The organism is Xanthomonas vasicola pv. musacearum NCPPB 4379 (genome assembly GCF_000277895.2).
Taxonomy (GTDB): Bacteria; Pseudomonadota; Gammaproteobacteria; order Xanthomonadales; family Xanthomonadaceae; genus Xanthomonas; species Xanthomonas vasicola.
Window position 1 is genome coordinate 1580470 of the sequence record NZ_CP034655.1, and the last position, 15225, is coordinate 1595694.

A 15225-nucleotide genomic window follows, 5' to 3' on the forward strand; every position below is an offset into this window, starting at 1 on the left:
CCCGACCTGCGATGACCACCATGCAACTCGATTCGGACGGACGCCTGCGTCACCTGCTCACCCTGGAAGGACTGCCGCGCACCACGTTACTGCAATTGCTTGACCGCGCCGGCCAGATCCGCGATGCGGCGGTGGGGCGTGTGGGCAAGCGCAGTGTGCTGGCGGGCACCGCGGTATGCACGCTGTTCTTCGAACCCTCCACGCGCACGCGCAGTTCCTTCCATCTGGCGGCGCAGCGGCTGGGCGCGGACGTGCTCAATTTCGATGCCTCCACCTCATCCACCCGCAAGGGCGAAACCGCGCGCGATACGCTGAAGAATCTCGAAGCGATGGGCGTGCGCGGCTTTGTGGTGCGTCACCCCGACGACGGCGCGGTGGAAGCGATGGCCGCCGCCGCAGGCGAGGGCACCGCGTTGATCAATGCCGGCGACGGACGCAGCGCGCATCCCACCCAGGGTCTGCTCGACATGCTCACCTTGCGTCAGGCCAAGGGCACTGATTTTTCCAAGCTGAAGGTGGTCATCGTCGGCGACGTCAAGCATTCGCGCGTGGCGCGCTCGGACCTACATGCCTTGCGCACGCTGGGCGCCGGCGAAATCCGCGTCTGTGGCCCGGCGAGCCTGCTGCCCGACGACGATATGCTGGATGGCTGCGTGGTCGGCCAGGATTTCGATGCCATGCTCGAAGGCGCCGATGCGCTGATGATGCTGCGGCTGCAGCGCGAGCGCATGGAAGAAGGCCTGGCGCCATCGCTGGAGCAATACCACACCGAATACGGCCTGACCCGCGAGCGTTTGGCACGCGCCGGCCGCGATGCCGCAGTGCTGCACCCGGGCCCAATCAACCGCGGCGTGGAAATCACCGATGAAGTGGCCGATGGCGCGCAGTCTTGTGTGCTGCGGCAGGTCGCCAACGGCGTCGCCGTGCGTATGGCTGTGCTGGAAACTCTGCTGTGCTAAGAGCAACCAACAAAGCGACTGCGCTTACGCCAGGCGGGCGCGGCCGGTGCTCAGAATCGGCATATATCACTCGTACACTGCGGTTCCTGCGCGCTGTCCGCACCCACCTGACGGCCGCTCGCTACGTCTCGTTGGCCGCTCTGAAAACGGCTGCGCAGTCGCTTTATTTGACGCGCCAAGAGCTGCAACGCGACTGCACACTTAAGGAACCTCTGAACAACTCACCACAGATACGCGACACTACCCGCCTCATGTTGAGGAGTGATCCATGCAACTGACGTTCGGTGACGCTGAGGGCCTGGGCAAGCGCAAGCAGACCCGGCGCGAGATCTTCCTGGCCGAGATGGAGCAGGTGATTCCGTGGCAGCAACTGCTCGGGCTGATCGCGCCGCACTATCCGGTGTCGGGGCGGCCCGGGCGGCAGCCGTACGCACTGGCGACGATGTTGCGGATTCATCTGCTGCAGCAGTGGTATGCGTTGAGCGATCCGGCAATGGAAGAAGCGCTGCACGAGATTCCGACCTTACGGCGATTTGCCCAGCTCGGCGGGTTGGACGACATTCCCGACGCGACCACGATTCTCAATTTTCGGCGCCTGCTGGAGACCCATGGTCTTGCCGCGCGGATGCTGGAAGCGGTCAACGCGCATCTGGCGCGCAAGGGCCAGAGCCTGCGGTCGGGCACGATCGTCGATGCGACGCTGATCGCTGCACCCAGTTCGACCAAGAACGCCGATCACGCACGCGACCCTGAAATGCATCAGACCAAGAAAGGCAATCAGTGGTATTTCGGGATGAAGGCGCACATCGGCGTGGATGAGTTTTCCGGGCTGGTGCACCACGTCCATTGCACAGCGGCCAATGTCGCCGATGTCACGGTGATGCACACGTTGCTGCATGGCAAAGAAGACAGCGTGTTCGGCGACAGCGGCGACACCGGTGCAGACAAACGCGAAGAGCTGCAGGACTGCGAAGCTGCATTCTTCATCGCCGCCAGGCCCTCGACGATCCAAGGCATCGGCAACAACCGCGAGCGTGCCCGGCAACAGCGTTGGGAGCACTTCAAGGCCAGCGTGCGCGCGAAGGTGGAGCATCCATTCCGGGTGATCAAACGTCAATTCGGCTACACCAAGGTCCGCTATCGCGGCTTGGCCAAGAACACCGCACACGTGCTGACCTTGTTTGCGCTCTCCAACCTGTGGATGAAGCGAAAGCAGTTGCTGCCGGCTATGGGGAGCGTGCGCCTGTAAACCGGGCAATTCCCCCGGAAAGCGCCAGAAATGGCAAAAATCCGAAGCTCCAAACGCCACTCTTCGGAAACATGCCACCTTCCGCCCTGTCAGGCATCGTTGTTCAGACCTTCCTTAACGGGCGATCGCGTTTGATCTTTGAATCGTTAATTGCGAAGAGACAGCGCCTTTTTGCCGAACGCACACCTGATCCGCTCCGCGGTCGCGTTCGATGCGCAACTTCATGAGTGCAGACAAACCGTCGCTTGCTGCCGGACGCACTCCGCAATCTGCTCTTGCGATTCCCGATTCCCGATTCCCGATTCCCGATTCCCGATTCCCGATTCCCGATTCCCGATTCCCGCACCATCAGCTAACGCTCACTCACCTATCGTGACGGCTCCTTTCAGCGCAGGAGATCGCAATGGGTATTTCACGTCACGCCACCGCTCAGTGGGAAGGCGACCTCAAGACTGGCAAGGGCCAGCTCAGCACGCCGCAGAGCGGCTTGATGGACAACACCCGCTATGCCTTCAGCAGCCGCTTCGGCGACGAGAGGGGCACCAATCCGGAAGAGCTCATCGCCGCTGCGCATGCCGGTTGTTTCACCATGGCGTTGTCTGCCCAGTTGACCGAAGCCGGCTTTCCGCCGATTTCGCTGGATACGCGTGCCGATGTGGATTTGTCGATGGAAGGCGGCCCGCAGTTGTCGCAGATCCGTCTCAAGCTCAAGGCGGTGGTGCCGGGCATCGACGAAGCCACGTTCCGTGAGCTCGCCGATACCGCCAAGAAAAATTGCCCGGTGTCCAAGGCACTCAGCGCCGTGCCGATCAGCCTGGAAACCGAGTTTTCCAGCTGATACCAACACCGCTGCGACGCGCCGGCACACGTACCCGGCGCGCGCAGCTGGCGGAAACCTGAATAGGGCTTTTCAAGGCCGCTTTGGTTCAGGGCGGTTTCACTGGCACAGGCCGAGCATCGGCAGCGTGTCCTCCCTATGAAGCTGCCGCAATGAAAACTCTTGTGCTTGGTGCTCTGGTGATGGGTCTGGTCGTGGCGGGTAATGCCACGGCACAGCGCTATGACAGCGGCTACAGCAATTACGGCCGCAGCGGCTACGAGGATGGTCGTTACGAATATGCGCGCGTCGTGCGCGTGGATCCGATCATCGTTGCCGATTCTTACAACGAACGCACCAGCGAACGTTGCTACGACCGTCCCGCTAACGGTTACTACACCAGCAACGACGGCTACTACCGCGATGGCTACGGCCAGTCCGGTGTGTCCAATCGCGGTGTCGCCAGTGTTATCGGCGGTATCGCGGGCGCAGTGCTCGGCAGCCAGGTCGGCGGCGGCAATGGGCGTCTGGTAGGTACCGCCGTGGGCACCATGGCCGGCGTCGCAGCGGGCCGCTCGATCTACGAGGCCAACAACCGCACTTACCAGGGCAACGTCAGGGTCTGTGAGCCGGTGTCCTACCGCCGCGAACGCGACCGCGTGGATGGCTACGATGTGACCTACGAATACGCTGGCCGTACGTATCACACGCATAGCGATTACAACCCGGGCGACCGTATCCGTGTGCGCGTGGACGTACGTCCTGACTGATCAGTGCGCGACCCATGTGGTGCCGCTGGCTGATTGCGACATCGGGTTGCACAAGAACGCTGCGGGCAACCGCAGCGTTTTTGTTTTTGCGGCGAGGGTCGCAGGCTGCAGTAGTGCGCTGTCAGTGGTGCTTGGGCGTTGATTGAAGCGATGCACCGGTCTGCATCGCAGGCGTCTGACGCGCTGACCACCGGTTGGACGCGCCGCGCTCGTAACCAGCATTTAGCAGCACTGGCTGGCACGGCGCGGTTCTGCCTTGAATCCCGCGCATTGAGTCCGGCGCGGCAGTCTTGTTGCCCGCTCTACGCCCAATCCAACGTGCCGCGAATCACCGTCTGCACCTGACCACCCGACCACACATCGCCGTCGGTATCGATGCGCAGTTCCAGCAAGGCGTCGAAGCCGATTTCGCGGCCCTGGCTGACCACGTAGCGGCGATCGGTGCCGGGCAGTGTGCGTTTGCTGTCCAGCCACGCGGCAAGCACCGCATTGGCCGCGCCGGACGCTGCATCTTCGAAGCGCCGGCCATTGCCGACGAAGGCGCGCACCGCCAGATCGTAGGCGCCCGGAGCGGCGGCGCGGGCATAGGCAAAGACGCCCATGCTGCCGGTGGATTCGGCCAAAGCAGCGATGGTGTCCCAGTCCGGTTGCAGGCCGCGCAACGCGGTTTCGCTGGCCAGTTCCACCACCCACCAGGTGCGGCCGCCGTCCATCAACGCAGGCGGCAACGTGCCCAACGGCCAGCCGTGCAGCGCATCGCGCAGGCGCGGGTCGTCGGCGTGAACCTGCTCGGCTACGCGCGCGCGCGGTGTACGGATTGCGATGCTGCGGTGGCCATTGCGCTGCTCCACACGCAGCGGCAACTGACCGGCGATACCGTCCTGCACCAGCACGCCCTCTACCGGTGCAGCCAAGCCAGCTTCAAGCACGGCATGGGCGGTGCCCACGCTGGGGTGGCCGGCAAACGGCACCTCTTTTTGCGGTGAAAACATGCGCAGCCGGTAGCTGGTGTGTGCATCTGCGGCGGGAAACACGAAGGTGGTTTCTGGCAACTTGGTCCAGCGTGCAATGGCCTGCATCGCTGCATCGTCCAGGCCCTGCGCATCCAGGACTACTGCAAGCGGATTGCCGCTGCCGGGGCGGGCGGAAAACACATCCAGTTGCAGGAAACGGCGAGTGGTCATAGGCGTCGATCCGCAGTCAGGGCGCGGCAGCTTACCAATCGATGCGGCCGTCGATCACCTGAAGCGTCGTTCCGCCAATCCAAACTTCGTCCTGATCGTCCACCTCCACATGGACGCGGCCATCGCGGCCGACCTCGCGGCCCTGGCTGGCGACATAGCGCAATCCGGCCCCGGGCAAACGTCTTTCGCCATGCAGGCGTGCGCCAATGCAGGCATTGGCGCTACCGGTGACCGGATCTTCCGGAATGCCATCGCCGGGGCAGAAGGCGCGAACTACAAGGTCTGCTTCGCCATCGTGCAAGGGCGCATAGATGGCCAGCCCGCAGGCGGCGCTGGCCTGGCTGAGGCGGGCGATGGCGGCAAGGTCCGGGGTTGCCTGCCGCACCGCCTGTGCGTCGGCCAGCTCCAGTAACCACCAGTTCGGGCCGTTGTTCCAAAGCGCAGCTGGCTGCAGAGCCACGCGCAGCTCAGCGCAGGCCGCATGCAATGCGTCGGCGTATGTATCGCCCGTATCGATGGCGCGTGCGCGTGGCGCGCGCAGCCGCACCAACAGGGCGCCGTGCCGGTCGACCACCTCCACCGGCAGCACGCCGGCCGCGCATTGTTGGCGAAGCTGGCCGTCGGGTGTGTAAGCGGTTACGCCGTGGGTCACTGCTGCCCACGCCGCGCCGACGCTGGGGTGACCGGCGAACGGTAGCTCGGCGCGCGGGGTGAAGATGCGGATGTGGTAATCCGCATCGGGCACGCTGACCGGCAGGAAGAAGATCGTCTCGGACAGGTTCAGCCACGCGGCAATCTGCTGCATCTGCTCGGACGACAGTGTCTCTGCATTGAAGACCACGCCCAGCGGGTTGCCGCTGCCGGCCTGGCCAGCGAAAACATCCAGTTGCAGATAGCGGTGCTTGCTCATGGCTGGAAATCTCGTCGAAAGAGGGTGCGCCGATAGTTGCAGTGCAAACCGATGCGGCAGTGGAGGTGGCGCCGCGCGCCCTGTGATCGCATGCGGGGTCATGCGAGCGGCATTGGCAGTAGAATCGGAAGTTCCGCTCGGTGTACCGGGCATCTTCCCCCATCCTAAACACCTATCTCAATGTCAGCTCCCCACTCTACCGATCGTTGGATCGTCCTCAAGTTCGGCGGCACCTCGGTGTCGCGTCGTCATCGCTGGGACACGATTGGAAAACTGGCGAGCAAACGGGCCAGCGAAAGCGGCGGCCGCGTGCTGGTGGTGGTGTCCGCATTGTCGGGCGTGACCAACGAACTTACCGCCATTGCCGATGGTGCCGCCGACAGCGCACAGCGCGTGGCCGCACTGGACCAACGCCATCGTGAGTTTCTGGCCGAGCTCGAACTGGACGCCGATGCGGTGCTGGGCGAGCGACTGGCCGCACTGCACGCATTGCTGAGCGACGCGCGCGCTGCAGCGCGCACGCTGGAGTGGCAGGCCGAGGTGTTGGGGCAGGGCGAGTTGCTGTCGTCCACCATCGGTGCGGCGTATCTGCATGCCAGCGGCCTGGACATGGGCTGGCTGGATGCGCGCCAGTGGCTATCGGCGCTGCCGCCGCAGCCCAATCAGAGCGAATGGTCCAAGCGCTTGTCGGTGTCGTGCCAATGGCAGTCCGATGCTGATTGGCGCGCACGTTTCGCTGCGCAGCCCACGCGCTTGTTGATCACCCAGGGCTTCATTTCGCGGCACGCCGATGGTGGTACCGCGATTCTGGGCCGCGGTGGTTCGGACACCTCGGCGGCCTACTTCGGTGCGTTGCTTGGCGCCAGCCGGGTAGAAATCTGGACCGACGTGCCCGGCATGTTCAGCGCCAACCCGAAAGAGGTGCCGGACGCGCGCCTGCTGACGCGGCTGGACTATTACGAAGCGCAGGAAATCGCCACCACCGGCGCCAAGGTGCTGCATCCGCGCTCGATCAAACCGTGCCGCGATTCCGGCGTACCGATGGCGATTCTGGACACCGAGCGCCCCGATCTGCCGGGCACCAGCATCGACGGCAATGCCGAGCCGGTGTTGGGCGTCAAGGCGATCAGCCGCCGCAACGGCATCGTGCTGGTGTCGATGGAAGGCATCGGCATGTGGCAGCAGGTCGGCTTCCTGGCCGATGTGTTTACGCTGTTCAAGAAGCATGGCCTGTCGGTGGATTTGATCGGTTCTGCCGAGACTAACGTCACCGTGTCGCTGGATCCTTCGGAAAATCTGGTCAACACCGATGTACTGGCGGCGTTGTCGGCCGATCTGTCGCAGATCTGCAAGGTCAAGATCATTGTTCCGTGCGCGGCCATCACCCTGGTCGGGCGCGGCATGCGCTCACTGCTACACAAGCTCTCCGACGTGTGGGCCACGTTCGGGCAGGAGCGCGTGCACATGATTTCGCAGTCGTCCAACGACTTGAATCTGACCTTCGTCATCGACGAATCCGATGCGGATGGCTTGCTGCCGATCCTGCATGCGGAACTCATCGATAGCGGTGCGATGCCGGTCAGCGAGGGCGACGTGTTCGGCCCACGCTGGCGCGAGATCATCGGCTCGGTACGCCCGCGCCCCACGCCGTGGTGGCATGCCGAGCGCACGCATCTGTTGTCGCTCTCCAAGGCCGGGACGCCGCGCTATGCGTACCACCTGCCCACAGTGCGCGAGCGTGCGCACGCATTGGCGCAGATCGCCGCAGTGGATCAACGCTATTACGCAATCAAGGCCAACGCGCATCCGGCCATTTTGATTGCGCTGGAACAGGCCGGCTTCGGGCTGGAATGCGTCTCGCATGGAGAATTGCGCCGCGTGTTTCAGGCGCTGCCCGAGCTGTCGCCGCGGCGCGTGCTCTTCACGCCGAGCTTTGCACCCAAGGCCGAATACGAAGCGGCATTTGCGCTGGGCGTGACCGTTACCGTAGATAACGTCGAAGCGCTACGCAACTGGCCCCAGCTCTTCCGTGGCCGCAATATCTGGCTGCGCATCGACCTGGGTCACGGCGACGGTCATCACGAGAAGGTCAACACCGGTGGCAAGGCCTCCAAGTTCGGGTTGTCGTCCACACGCGTGGATGAATTTGTCGAAGTGGCGCGCACGCTCGAAGTCACCATCACCGGCGTGCATGCGCACCTGGGCAGTGGCGTGGAGACCGGCGAACACTGGCGGATGATGTATGACGAACTGGCCGGCTTTGCACGCCGCATCGGCACGGTGGAGACCATCGACATTGGTGGCGGCTTGCCGATCCCGTACAGCGCCGAAGACGAGCCGTTTGATCTGGATGTGTGGGCCAAGGGCCTGGCCGAGGTCAAGGCCGTGCATCCGGGCTATCGCCTGGCAATCGAGCCGGGCCGCTATCTGGTGGCCGAAGCCGGTGTGCTGATCGCCAGCGTCACCCAGGTGATCGAAAAGGATGGCGTGGAGCGCGTGGGCCTGGATGCGGGCATGAACACCTTGATGCGCCCGGCGTTGTACGACGCCTGGCACGACATCGAAAACCTCAGCCGGCTGGATGCGCCGGCCGATGGCACGTTCGATATCGTTGGGCCGATCTGCGAATCGTCGGACGTGTTCGGCAAGCGCCGCCGCCTGCCCTCGGCCACTGCGCCCGGCGATGTGGTACTGGTGGCCGACACCGGCGCTTACGGCTACTCGATGGCCAGCACCTACAATCAGCGCGAATTGCCACGCGAAGAGGTGATCGATGCGCCCGCTGGCTGAGTTCGTTGTACTCAGCACGCTGGCCGGTGGCGTGGCGATGGTGTTTTCCACTGCCATCGACATCGCCGGGCAACCGATGCCGTGGACCGACAGTTTGAAGTGGGTGCTGCCCGCGTTGGTTGCTGCCGGCATCGGCGCGTGGAGCGCAGCGTTCTGGCAGCGTCGGCGCCGCGAGCGCGCACCAGCGCCACGTGCCGGCGGCATGGCATTACGCACGGTGGTGTTGAGTGCGCTTGGCTATCTGCCGGCGTTGCTGCTGTATCTGCTGGTCGCGTTGGCAATCACTGGCGATGGGCAGGTGATTCGCTCTGACGTCATGCTGCTGTTGTTCGTGATCGGTTGCCTGCCGCTGCTGTGGGCCGCGGTGCCGTTTTCCATGATTGAATATGTCCTGTGCCGACGTTATCTACGTCGTGTGCGTGTTCCTGCAGGTAGTCCATGAGCGCTTTCGACAAACACCAGATTTCCACCTTCCGTTTCGTGCGTTGTGCACTCGACGCACAGACCGGCCTGGCGACGCTGGTGTATGCCTTCGATCAAGGCCAGGAGCTGGTCGAGACCGTTGCCGTACCGGGCGCGCCATTTGCGCTGGACGCGGCGAACGCGACTGCCATGCAGCAGGCGTTGCAGCTGCTGCATCTCATTGCTGGGGTGAGTTATTTCAAGGCCGCGGTGCCGCCAAACATCGCCATCGATAGTTACAGCATCGATGCCGAGACTGCCGCGCTGGTAGAAAGCGTGTACCTGCACGGCCTGGGCGAATTTGCGTACCGCAATTGCTTGAATCTGCACGGCAAGATCCGCTTTCCGGTCGCTGCGCCGGCGGCTGCCGCTGCGCCGGCGTTGGGGCTGCGCGAGCATGCGCTGGTGGCGATCGGTGGCGGTAAGGATTCGCTGGTTAGTATCGAAGCGCTGCGGCATGCCGGTATCGATCAGACCGTCAGCTGGATCGGCGGCTCGCAACTGATTCGTGCCTGCGCCGAGCGCACCGGTTTGCCGGTGCTCAACATCGGCCGCGTGCTGGCGCCGGAATTGTTCGAGCTCAATCGCCAGGGCGCCTGGAACGGGCATATCCCGGTGACTGCGGTGAACTCGGCCATTTTGGTGCTGGCAGCGCTGCTCAATGGCGTGGACCAGGTGGTGTTCTCCAACGAACGCTCGGCCAGCTATGGCAGCCAGATCCCCGGCACCGGCGAGGTCAATCACCAGTGGTCCAAGGGCTGGGCCTTCGAACAGGCCTTCGGCGATTACGTGCAGCGGCATGTGGCGGCCGATCTGCGCTACTACTCGTTGCTGCGGCCGCTCTCCGAATTGGCGGTGGCGCGGCAATTCGCCAGGACCGATCACTACGACGCGCATTTTTCCAGCTGCAATCGCAACTTCCACATCATGGGCGAACGCCCGGTGCATCGCTGGTGCGGCGTGTGCCCGAAGTGCCATTTTGTGTTTCTGGCGCTGGCACCGTTCATGCCCAAGACGCGGCTGGTCAACATCTTCGGGCGCAATCTGCTCGACGATGCGACGCAGGCCGGCGGTTACGATGCGTTGCTGGAATTTCAGGACCACAAGCCGTTCGAATGCGTGGGCGAAGGCCGCGAATCGCGCGCGGCGATGGCAGTGCTGGCTAGCCGCGCCGAGTGGAAGGAAGACGCATTGGTAAAGCGCTTTATCCGCGACATCCAGCCGCAGCTCGACCCCAATGACCTGCAGGTCGAGCCACTGATGGCCATCGATGGCGAGCACCGGATTCCGTCGGCGCTGTGGGAGCGCGTGCGTGCGAATTTCGCAGCTTGAAGGCAAGGTGGTTGCATTGTGGGGCTGGGGGCGCGAAGGACGCGCGGCGTATCGCGCAGTGCGCGCGCAGCTGCCCGCCCAACCGCTGACGGTGTTCTGCAACGCTGAAGAGGCGCGCGAACTCGAAACGCTCGCAGATGCAACCTTGCAAGTGGAAACCGATGCCAGCGCGCAGGCGTTAGGGCGTTTCGCAATCGTGGTGAAGTCGCCCGGCATCAGCCCGTATCGCGCCGAGGCACTGGCCGCCGCCGCGCAGGGCACGCAATTCATTGGCGGCACCGCGCTGTGGTTTGCCGAGCACGCGCAGCCGGACGGCAGCGTGCCCGGCTCCATCTGCATCACCGGTACCAAGGGCAAGAGCACCACCACTGCGTTACTGGCGCACTTGCTGCGCACGGCCGGGCATCGCACCGCGTTGGTCGGCAATATCGGCCAGCCCTTGCTGGAAGTGCTGGCACCGCAGCCGCCACCGGCGTATTGGGCAATCGAGTTGTCCAGCTATCAAACCGCTGATGTCGGACGCAGCGGCGCGCGCCCCGAGCTGGCGCTGGTGCTGAATCTCTTTCCCGAGCATCTGGACTGGCACGGCGATGAGGCACGCTATGTGCGCGACAAGCTGTCGCTGGTGACCGAAGGCCGGCCGCGGATCGCCTTGCTCAACGCTGCCGACCCGCTGCTCGCCAGTTTGCAGCTGCCCGACAGCCAGGTGCTGTGGTTCAACCATCCCGAGGGCTGGCACCTGCGTGGCGATGTGGTCTATCGCGGCGAACACACCATTTTCGATACTGCCAACGTGCCGCTGCCGGGCGAGCACAACCGCCGCAACCTGTGCGCGGTGCTCGCGGCGGTAGAAGCGCTTGGGCTGGGTGCCGCCGCGTTGGCGCCGGCCGCGCTGGGTTTTCGTCCGTTACCCAACCGCTTGCAGTTACTTGGCAGCGTGGACGGCATCAGCTACGTCAACGACTCGATCAGCACCACGCCGCATGCCTCGCTGGCCGCGCTGGCGTGCTTTTCGCAGCGTCGCGTTGCGTTGCTGGTCGGCGGGCATGACCGTGGCCTGGACTGGCACGATTTCGCCCGGCATATGGCGCAGCAGGCGCCGCTGGAGATCGTCACCATGGGCTCCAATGGCCCGCGTATCCATGCGTTGCTGGCACCGCTCGCTGACGCCGGGCGCTTCGGCTTGCATGCTGCAACCGATCTGCAACACGCCATGCAGCTGGCGCGCGATGCGCTGGGCGAGCAGGGCGGCGTGGTGCTGCTCTCGCCAGGTGCGCCCAGCTTCGGCGTCTACAGCGACTACGTTGCACGCGGCCGGCATTTTGCGCAGCTGGCAGGATTCGATCCGGCGGCAATCAGCGCGATTCCCGGATTGGGCGTGCACTAAGTCGCCTATCGGACCGACTTCGCTCATCGCCAGAAGTGCGGAGTCGGTGTTCGGGATCGGTAAGTACCACTCGCTGTAGTTGTGCAGCGCTTTCCACGTGTACCTAAACACTGCTGGCGACGTTGTGTGGCCTGCTTCACCTCCGACGCCGCTGCGTTGATGCGCTTGAAATCGGCACGCTCAGCGGCTGGGGAGGTGCCCGGTACGCTTCGACCAACTAACTGCGGCGCAGTTTCCAAAAGTGGCGATGATGACCCCTCCTGCGCGGCGGCAGCGCCTACACTCGCCCCACCATCCTGGGAGCAAGCGCATGCACAAGCAATGGACATGGCGTGGCGTTGGATTGATCGGTGTTCTGGCCTCGCTGGCCCTCCCCGCAGCGGCGACGATGCAGGCCAAACCGCTGGAATGGAAGATCGGCAAGGACACCTACAGTGGCGTGCTGGTGTACGACGATGCCGGCGACGCCAAACGCCCGGGCCTGGTGATGGTGCCCAACTGGCGTGGGGTCAACGACTCGGCGGTGACCAAGGCCAAGCAGCTGGCCGGCGACGATTACGTGGTGCTGGTGGCCGACGTGTACGGCAAGGGCAAGCGCCCCGCCAACGACAGCGAGGCCGGGCAGTTCGCCGGCGCGCTGAAGAAGGATCCACCGGAGTTACGCGCACGCGCGCTGAAGGCCATTGACGTGCTCAAGGCGCAGGCCGACAAGGCACCGCTGGACACAACGCGCATCGGTGCGGTGGGCTTCTGCTTCGGTGGTACCACGGTGCTGGAAATGGTGCGTGCAGGCACGCAGTTGGCCGGTGTGGTCAGCCTGCATGGCGGCATTGCTACCCCAAGCCCGGCCGCTGCCGGCTCGGCCAAAACGCCGTTGCTGGTACTCAACGGTGCCGACGACAAGAGCGTGAGTAAAGCGGATATCGCCGCGTTCGAAACCGAGATGGATGCAGCCGGCGCGGACTGGCAATTCGTCAACTTCAGCGGCGCTGTGCATTGCTTTGCCGAGGCCGATGCCAACAGCCCGCCGGGCTGCCTGTACAACCCGCGTGCGGCCAAGCGTGCGTATCGCATGCTGGGCGATTTCTTCGATGAGCGGTTTGCTAAGTAGCCGGGATTGGGGATCTGGGATTGGCAAGAACGCGGTCCCGTCCTTCAGCGAATCAAACCCCTGAGTTTTTGCTCGGGGGTTTGCGCTGACTTATCATTAGTCGGGATTGGTGATGCGCAAAAGCGCTGTCCCGTCTTTCAACGCATCGACCCCGGCGTTTGTGCTTCGGGGTTGCGCTGACCAAGCATTTGGCTAACCGATGCCGGGATTCGTAAAACCGCGGCCAAGCTGCGTTTGCGAATCCCCAATCTCAAAGCCCCAATCCCGTCCGGCGCGTTCAGCGCGTCGGATCAGTGCGTGCGCTCGACCGCGTAGCGCGCCAAACCGCGTAGAGCCGCCACTGCAGGGCTATGTGGCAGAGTGTTTAGTGCCAGTTCCGCAGCCGCAGCATATTCGGCTGCACGCTGACGGCTGTAGTCCAGCCCGCCGGTGGCGTGGATGGCGGCCAGCACCTCCGGCATTGCCGCTGCATCACCTTGTTCGACGATCTGCCGCAGGCGCTCGCGGGTGGTCGCATCCGAATGCGCCATCGCGTGGATCAACGGCAGCGTCGCCTTGCCTTCGGCCAGGTCGTCGCCCAGGTTCTTGCCCAGGTCCGCTGCTTCGGCCGCGTAATCGAGTACGTCGTCGGCGATTTGGAAGGCGAAGCCCAACTGCATGCCGTAGTCGTACAGCTGCTGCTGCACCTCGACCGTGGCGCCCGATGCCAGCGCACCCAGACGCGTTCCCGCAGCGAACAGCACCGCGGTCTTGCGCTCGATGACGCGCAGGTAGGCGGCTTCGTCGGTGTCCGGATTATGCACGTGCAGCAGCTGCAGCACTTCGCCTTCGGCGATGCGGTTGGTGGTGTCGGCCAGGATCTGCATGACTTCCATGCGATCCAGTTCGACCATCAACTGGAAGCTGCGCGAGTACAAAAAATCGCCGACCAGCACGCTGGGCGCGTTGCCCCACAGCGCGTTGGCGGTGCTGCGTCCGCGGCGCAGGTCTGATTCGTCCACCACGTCGTCGTGCAGTAGCGTTGAGGTGTGGATGAATTCGATGATCGCCGCGAGCTGGTGGTGCTCCGGCCCGGAGCCGCCAGCGGCATGGCCGGCCAGCATCACCAGCATCGGGCGCAGACGTTTGCCACCGGCGGAGATGATGTGATCGGCGATCTGGTTGATCAGCACGACGTCCGATGCCAGGCGGCGGCGGATCAGCGCATCGACCGCGGCCATGTCGGGCGCGGCGAGGGACTGGATCTGGGGCAGGCCCAGGACGGTGGGGAGGTCTTCGGCGATGGTCATGCGCAGGCGTTCGTGATGTGCGTCGATTATAGGTGCCCGGGCCGGATCCGTCCCGCCGGACACAACCGGCGTCTTCACATTTGCCGCTTCACGCGGCCAGGCGAAGCCGTAAAGGCCTGCGCGGGCTGGATTTCCGACCCCTGGCAGGGCGCTTGCCCGGCATCCCCGCGCGGTAACCTGCCAGGACCGCCGAGCGGCAGGTGCGGTAACATTGCCGCACAGACATTCCGCGTTGCGCGCCCCCGGCGCCAGCGCATCATCTCGGAAGCACCTATGGCCCGCGGCATCAATAAAGTCATCCTTGTCGGCAACCTCGGCAACGATCCCGACACCAAGTACACCCAGGCAGGCATGGCAATCACGCGCGTGAGCCTTGCCACCACCAGCATGCGTAAGGACCGCGAAGGCAATAACCAGGAACGCACCGAGTGGCACCGCGTGGTGTTTTTCGGAAAGCTGGGCGAAATCGCTGGTGAGTACCTGCGCAAGGGCTCGCAGGTCTATGTGGAAGGCGAGCTGCGCTACGACAAATACACCGGCCAGGACGGTGTGGAGAAGTACAGCACCGACATCGTTGCCAACGAAATGCAGATGCTCGGCGGCCGTGGTGAAGGCGGTGGCGGTGGTGGCGGCATGGGCGGCGATCGCCCGCAGCGCGCGCAGGCGCCGCGCCAGCAGGGCGGTGGTGGCGGGCAGGGTGGTGGTGGGTACGGCGGCGGTGGCGGTGGCCAGGACTATGCGCCGCGTCGTCAGCAGCCGGCCCAGCAGCAGTCGGCTCCGCCGATGGACGATTTCGCAGACGACGATATTCCGTTCTGAGGATTGCTTGGTCGCTGCGTTACCAAGGGAAGCCCGCATTGCGCGGGCTTTCTGCGTTATGGGAAGCGTGTAAAAACAGGTCCAGAGCTCGTAAGCGTGGCCAAAAGAGCGTCGCTGGCGCTGCAGTGACTGATGGGATGCGGGCA

Annotated in this window: 13 protein-coding genes and 1 other RNA gene; 11 read left to right on the forward strand and 3 right to left on the reverse strand. The window is 64.1% G+C overall.

What is annotated here, in order from left to right; genetic code table 11:
• Positions 1–11: 11 nt before the first annotated feature.
• From KWO_RS07440 to KWO_RS07470, 5 genes are all read left to right on the forward strand, one after another.
• On the forward strand, positions 12–959 hold the full coding sequence (locus tag KWO_RS07440; protein ID WP_010380711.1) for an aspartate carbamoyltransferase catalytic subunit: 948 nt from the start codon (positions 12–14) through the stop codon (positions 957–959).
• A 61-nt stretch (positions 960–1020) separates the two neighbouring features.
• Positions 1021–1096, forward strand: a non-coding RNA gene (locus KWO_RS07445) — sX9 sRNA.
• A 131-nt stretch (positions 1097–1227) separates the two neighbouring features.
• Positions 1228–2208 carry an IS5 family transposase gene (locus KWO_RS07455; RefSeq protein ID WP_017114881.1) on the forward strand — a complete coding sequence of 327 codons (981 nt, stop codon included), beginning with the start codon at positions 1228–1230 and terminating at the stop codon, positions 2206–2208.
• Positions 2209–2611: 403 nt separating this feature from the next.
• The gene (locus tag KWO_RS07465; protein WP_010375441.1) at positions 2612–3046 is read left to right on the forward strand and encodes an OsmC family protein; all 435 of its coding nucleotides are present in this window, start codon (positions 2612–2614) and stop codon (positions 3044–3046) included.
• Positions 3047–3198: 152 nt separating this feature from the next.
• A complete protein-coding gene (locus KWO_RS07470; RefSeq protein WP_017112239.1) occupies positions 3199–3795 on the forward strand; it encodes a glycine zipper 2TM domain-containing protein in 597 nt (198 codons plus the stop codon).
• A 302-nt stretch (positions 3796–4097) separates the two neighbouring features.
• On the opposite strand, the gene KWO_RS07475 is transcribed toward KWO_RS07470, so the two are convergent.
• Positions 4098–4979 (reverse strand): PhzF family phenazine biosynthesis protein, encoded by an 882-nt coding sequence (locus KWO_RS07475; RefSeq protein ID WP_010375443.1) that lies wholly within the window; start codon positions 4977–4979, stop codon positions 4098–4100.
• A gap of 31 nt (positions 4980–5010) precedes the next feature.
• On the reverse strand, positions 5011–5889 hold the full coding sequence (locus KWO_RS07480) for a PhzF family phenazine biosynthesis protein (protein ID WP_010375445.1): 879 nt from the start codon (positions 5887–5889) through the stop codon (positions 5011–5013).
• Positions 5890–6069: 180 nt separating this feature from the next.
• On the opposite strand from KWO_RS07480, the gene KWO_RS07485 reads away from it, so the two are divergent.
• The 5 genes from KWO_RS07485 to KWO_RS07505 all read left to right on the forward strand — a co-directional run bounded on the left by KWO_RS07485 (position 6070) and on the right by KWO_RS07505 (position 12971).
• A complete protein-coding gene (locus tag KWO_RS07485; protein WP_017113660.1) occupies positions 6070–8679 on the forward strand; it encodes a bifunctional aspartate kinase/diaminopimelate decarboxylase in 2610 nt (869 codons plus the stop codon).
• A complete protein-coding gene (locus KWO_RS07490; RefSeq protein WP_010369379.1) occupies positions 8663–9121 on the forward strand; it encodes a hypothetical protein in 459 nt (152 codons plus the stop codon). Before KWO_RS07485 ends, KWO_RS07490 begins: the two co-directional genes overlap by 17 nt.
• Entirely contained in the window at positions 9118–10473 is a 1356-nt protein-coding gene (gene murL, locus KWO_RS07495) for a UDP-N-acetyl-alpha-D-muramoyl-L-alanyl-L-glutamate epimerase (RefSeq protein ID WP_010375452.1), read from the forward strand. The genes KWO_RS07490 and murL overlap by 4 nt, the downstream gene beginning before the upstream one ends.
• Complete coding sequence (gene murD, locus KWO_RS07500; RefSeq protein WP_010375454.1) at positions 10454–11860, forward strand: UDP-N-acetylmuramoyl-L-alanine--D-glutamate ligase; 1407 nt, start codon at positions 10454–10456, stop codon at positions 11858–11860. Before murL ends, murD begins: the two co-directional genes overlap by 20 nt.
• 310 nt (positions 11861–12170) lie before the next feature.
• Complete coding sequence (locus KWO_RS07505) at positions 12171–12971, forward strand: dienelactone hydrolase family protein (protein ID WP_010375456.1); 801 nt, start codon at positions 12171–12173, stop codon at positions 12969–12971.
• A gap of 290 nt (positions 12972–13261) precedes the next feature.
• Here KWO_RS07505 and KWO_RS07510 read toward each other — a convergent pair whose 3' ends face one another.
• The gene (locus KWO_RS07510) at positions 13262–14260 is read right to left on the reverse strand and encodes a polyprenyl synthetase family protein (protein ID WP_010369386.1); all 999 of its coding nucleotides are present in this window, start codon (positions 14258–14260) and stop codon (positions 13262–13264) included.
• Between the two features lie 273 nt (positions 14261–14533).
• Between KWO_RS07510 and KWO_RS07515 the strand changes: the two genes are divergently transcribed.
• Entirely contained in the window at positions 14534–15079 is a 546-nt protein-coding gene (locus tag KWO_RS07515) for a single-stranded DNA-binding protein (RefSeq protein WP_010375458.1), read from the forward strand.
• Positions 15080–15225 lie beyond the last annotated feature (146 nt).

What these genes read in the sequence shown, in the direction of transcription:
- KWO_RS07440 (WP_010380711.1), top strand. Translation starts at nt 12, where the DNA reads ATGACCACCATGCAACTCGATTCGGACGGACGCCTGCGTCACCTGCTC.
- KWO_RS07455 (WP_017114881.1), top strand. Translation starts at nt 1,228, where the DNA reads ATGCAACTGACGTTCGGTGACGCTGAGGGCCTGGGCAAGCGCAAGCAG.
- KWO_RS07465 (WP_010375441.1), top strand. Translation starts at nt 2,612, where the DNA reads ATGGGTATTTCACGTCACGCCACCGCTCAGTGGGAAGGCGACCTCAAG.
- KWO_RS07470 (WP_017112239.1), top strand. Translation starts at nt 3,199, where the DNA reads ATGAAAACTCTTGTGCTTGGTGCTCTGGTGATGGGTCTGGTCGTGGCG.
- KWO_RS07475 (WP_010375443.1), bottom strand. Translation starts at nt 4,979, where the DNA reads ATGACCACTCGCCGTTTCCTGCAACTGGATGTGTTTTCCGCCCGCCCC.
- KWO_RS07480 (WP_010375445.1), bottom strand. Translation starts at nt 5,889, where the DNA reads ATGAGCAAGCACCGCTATCTGCAACTGGATGTTTTCGCTGGCCAGGCC.
- KWO_RS07485 (WP_017113660.1), top strand. Translation starts at nt 6,070, where the DNA reads ATGTCAGCTCCCCACTCTACCGATCGTTGGATCGTCCTCAAGTTCGGC.
- KWO_RS07490 (WP_010369379.1), top strand. Translation starts at nt 8,663, where the DNA reads ATGCGCCCGCTGGCTGAGTTCGTTGTACTCAGCACGCTGGCCGGTGGC.
- murL (WP_010375452.1), top strand. Translation starts at nt 9,118, where the DNA reads ATGAGCGCTTTCGACAAACACCAGATTTCCACCTTCCGTTTCGTGCGT.
- KWO_RS07505 (WP_010375456.1), top strand. Translation starts at nt 12,171, where the DNA reads ATGCACAAGCAATGGACATGGCGTGGCGTTGGATTGATCGGTGTTCTG.
- KWO_RS07510 (WP_010369386.1), bottom strand. Translation starts at nt 14,260, where the DNA reads ATGACCATCGCCGAAGACCTCCCCACCGTCCTGGGCCTGCCCCAGATC.
- KWO_RS07515 (WP_010375458.1), top strand. Translation starts at nt 14,534, where the DNA reads ATGGCCCGCGGCATCAATAAAGTCATCCTTGTCGGCAACCTCGGCAAC.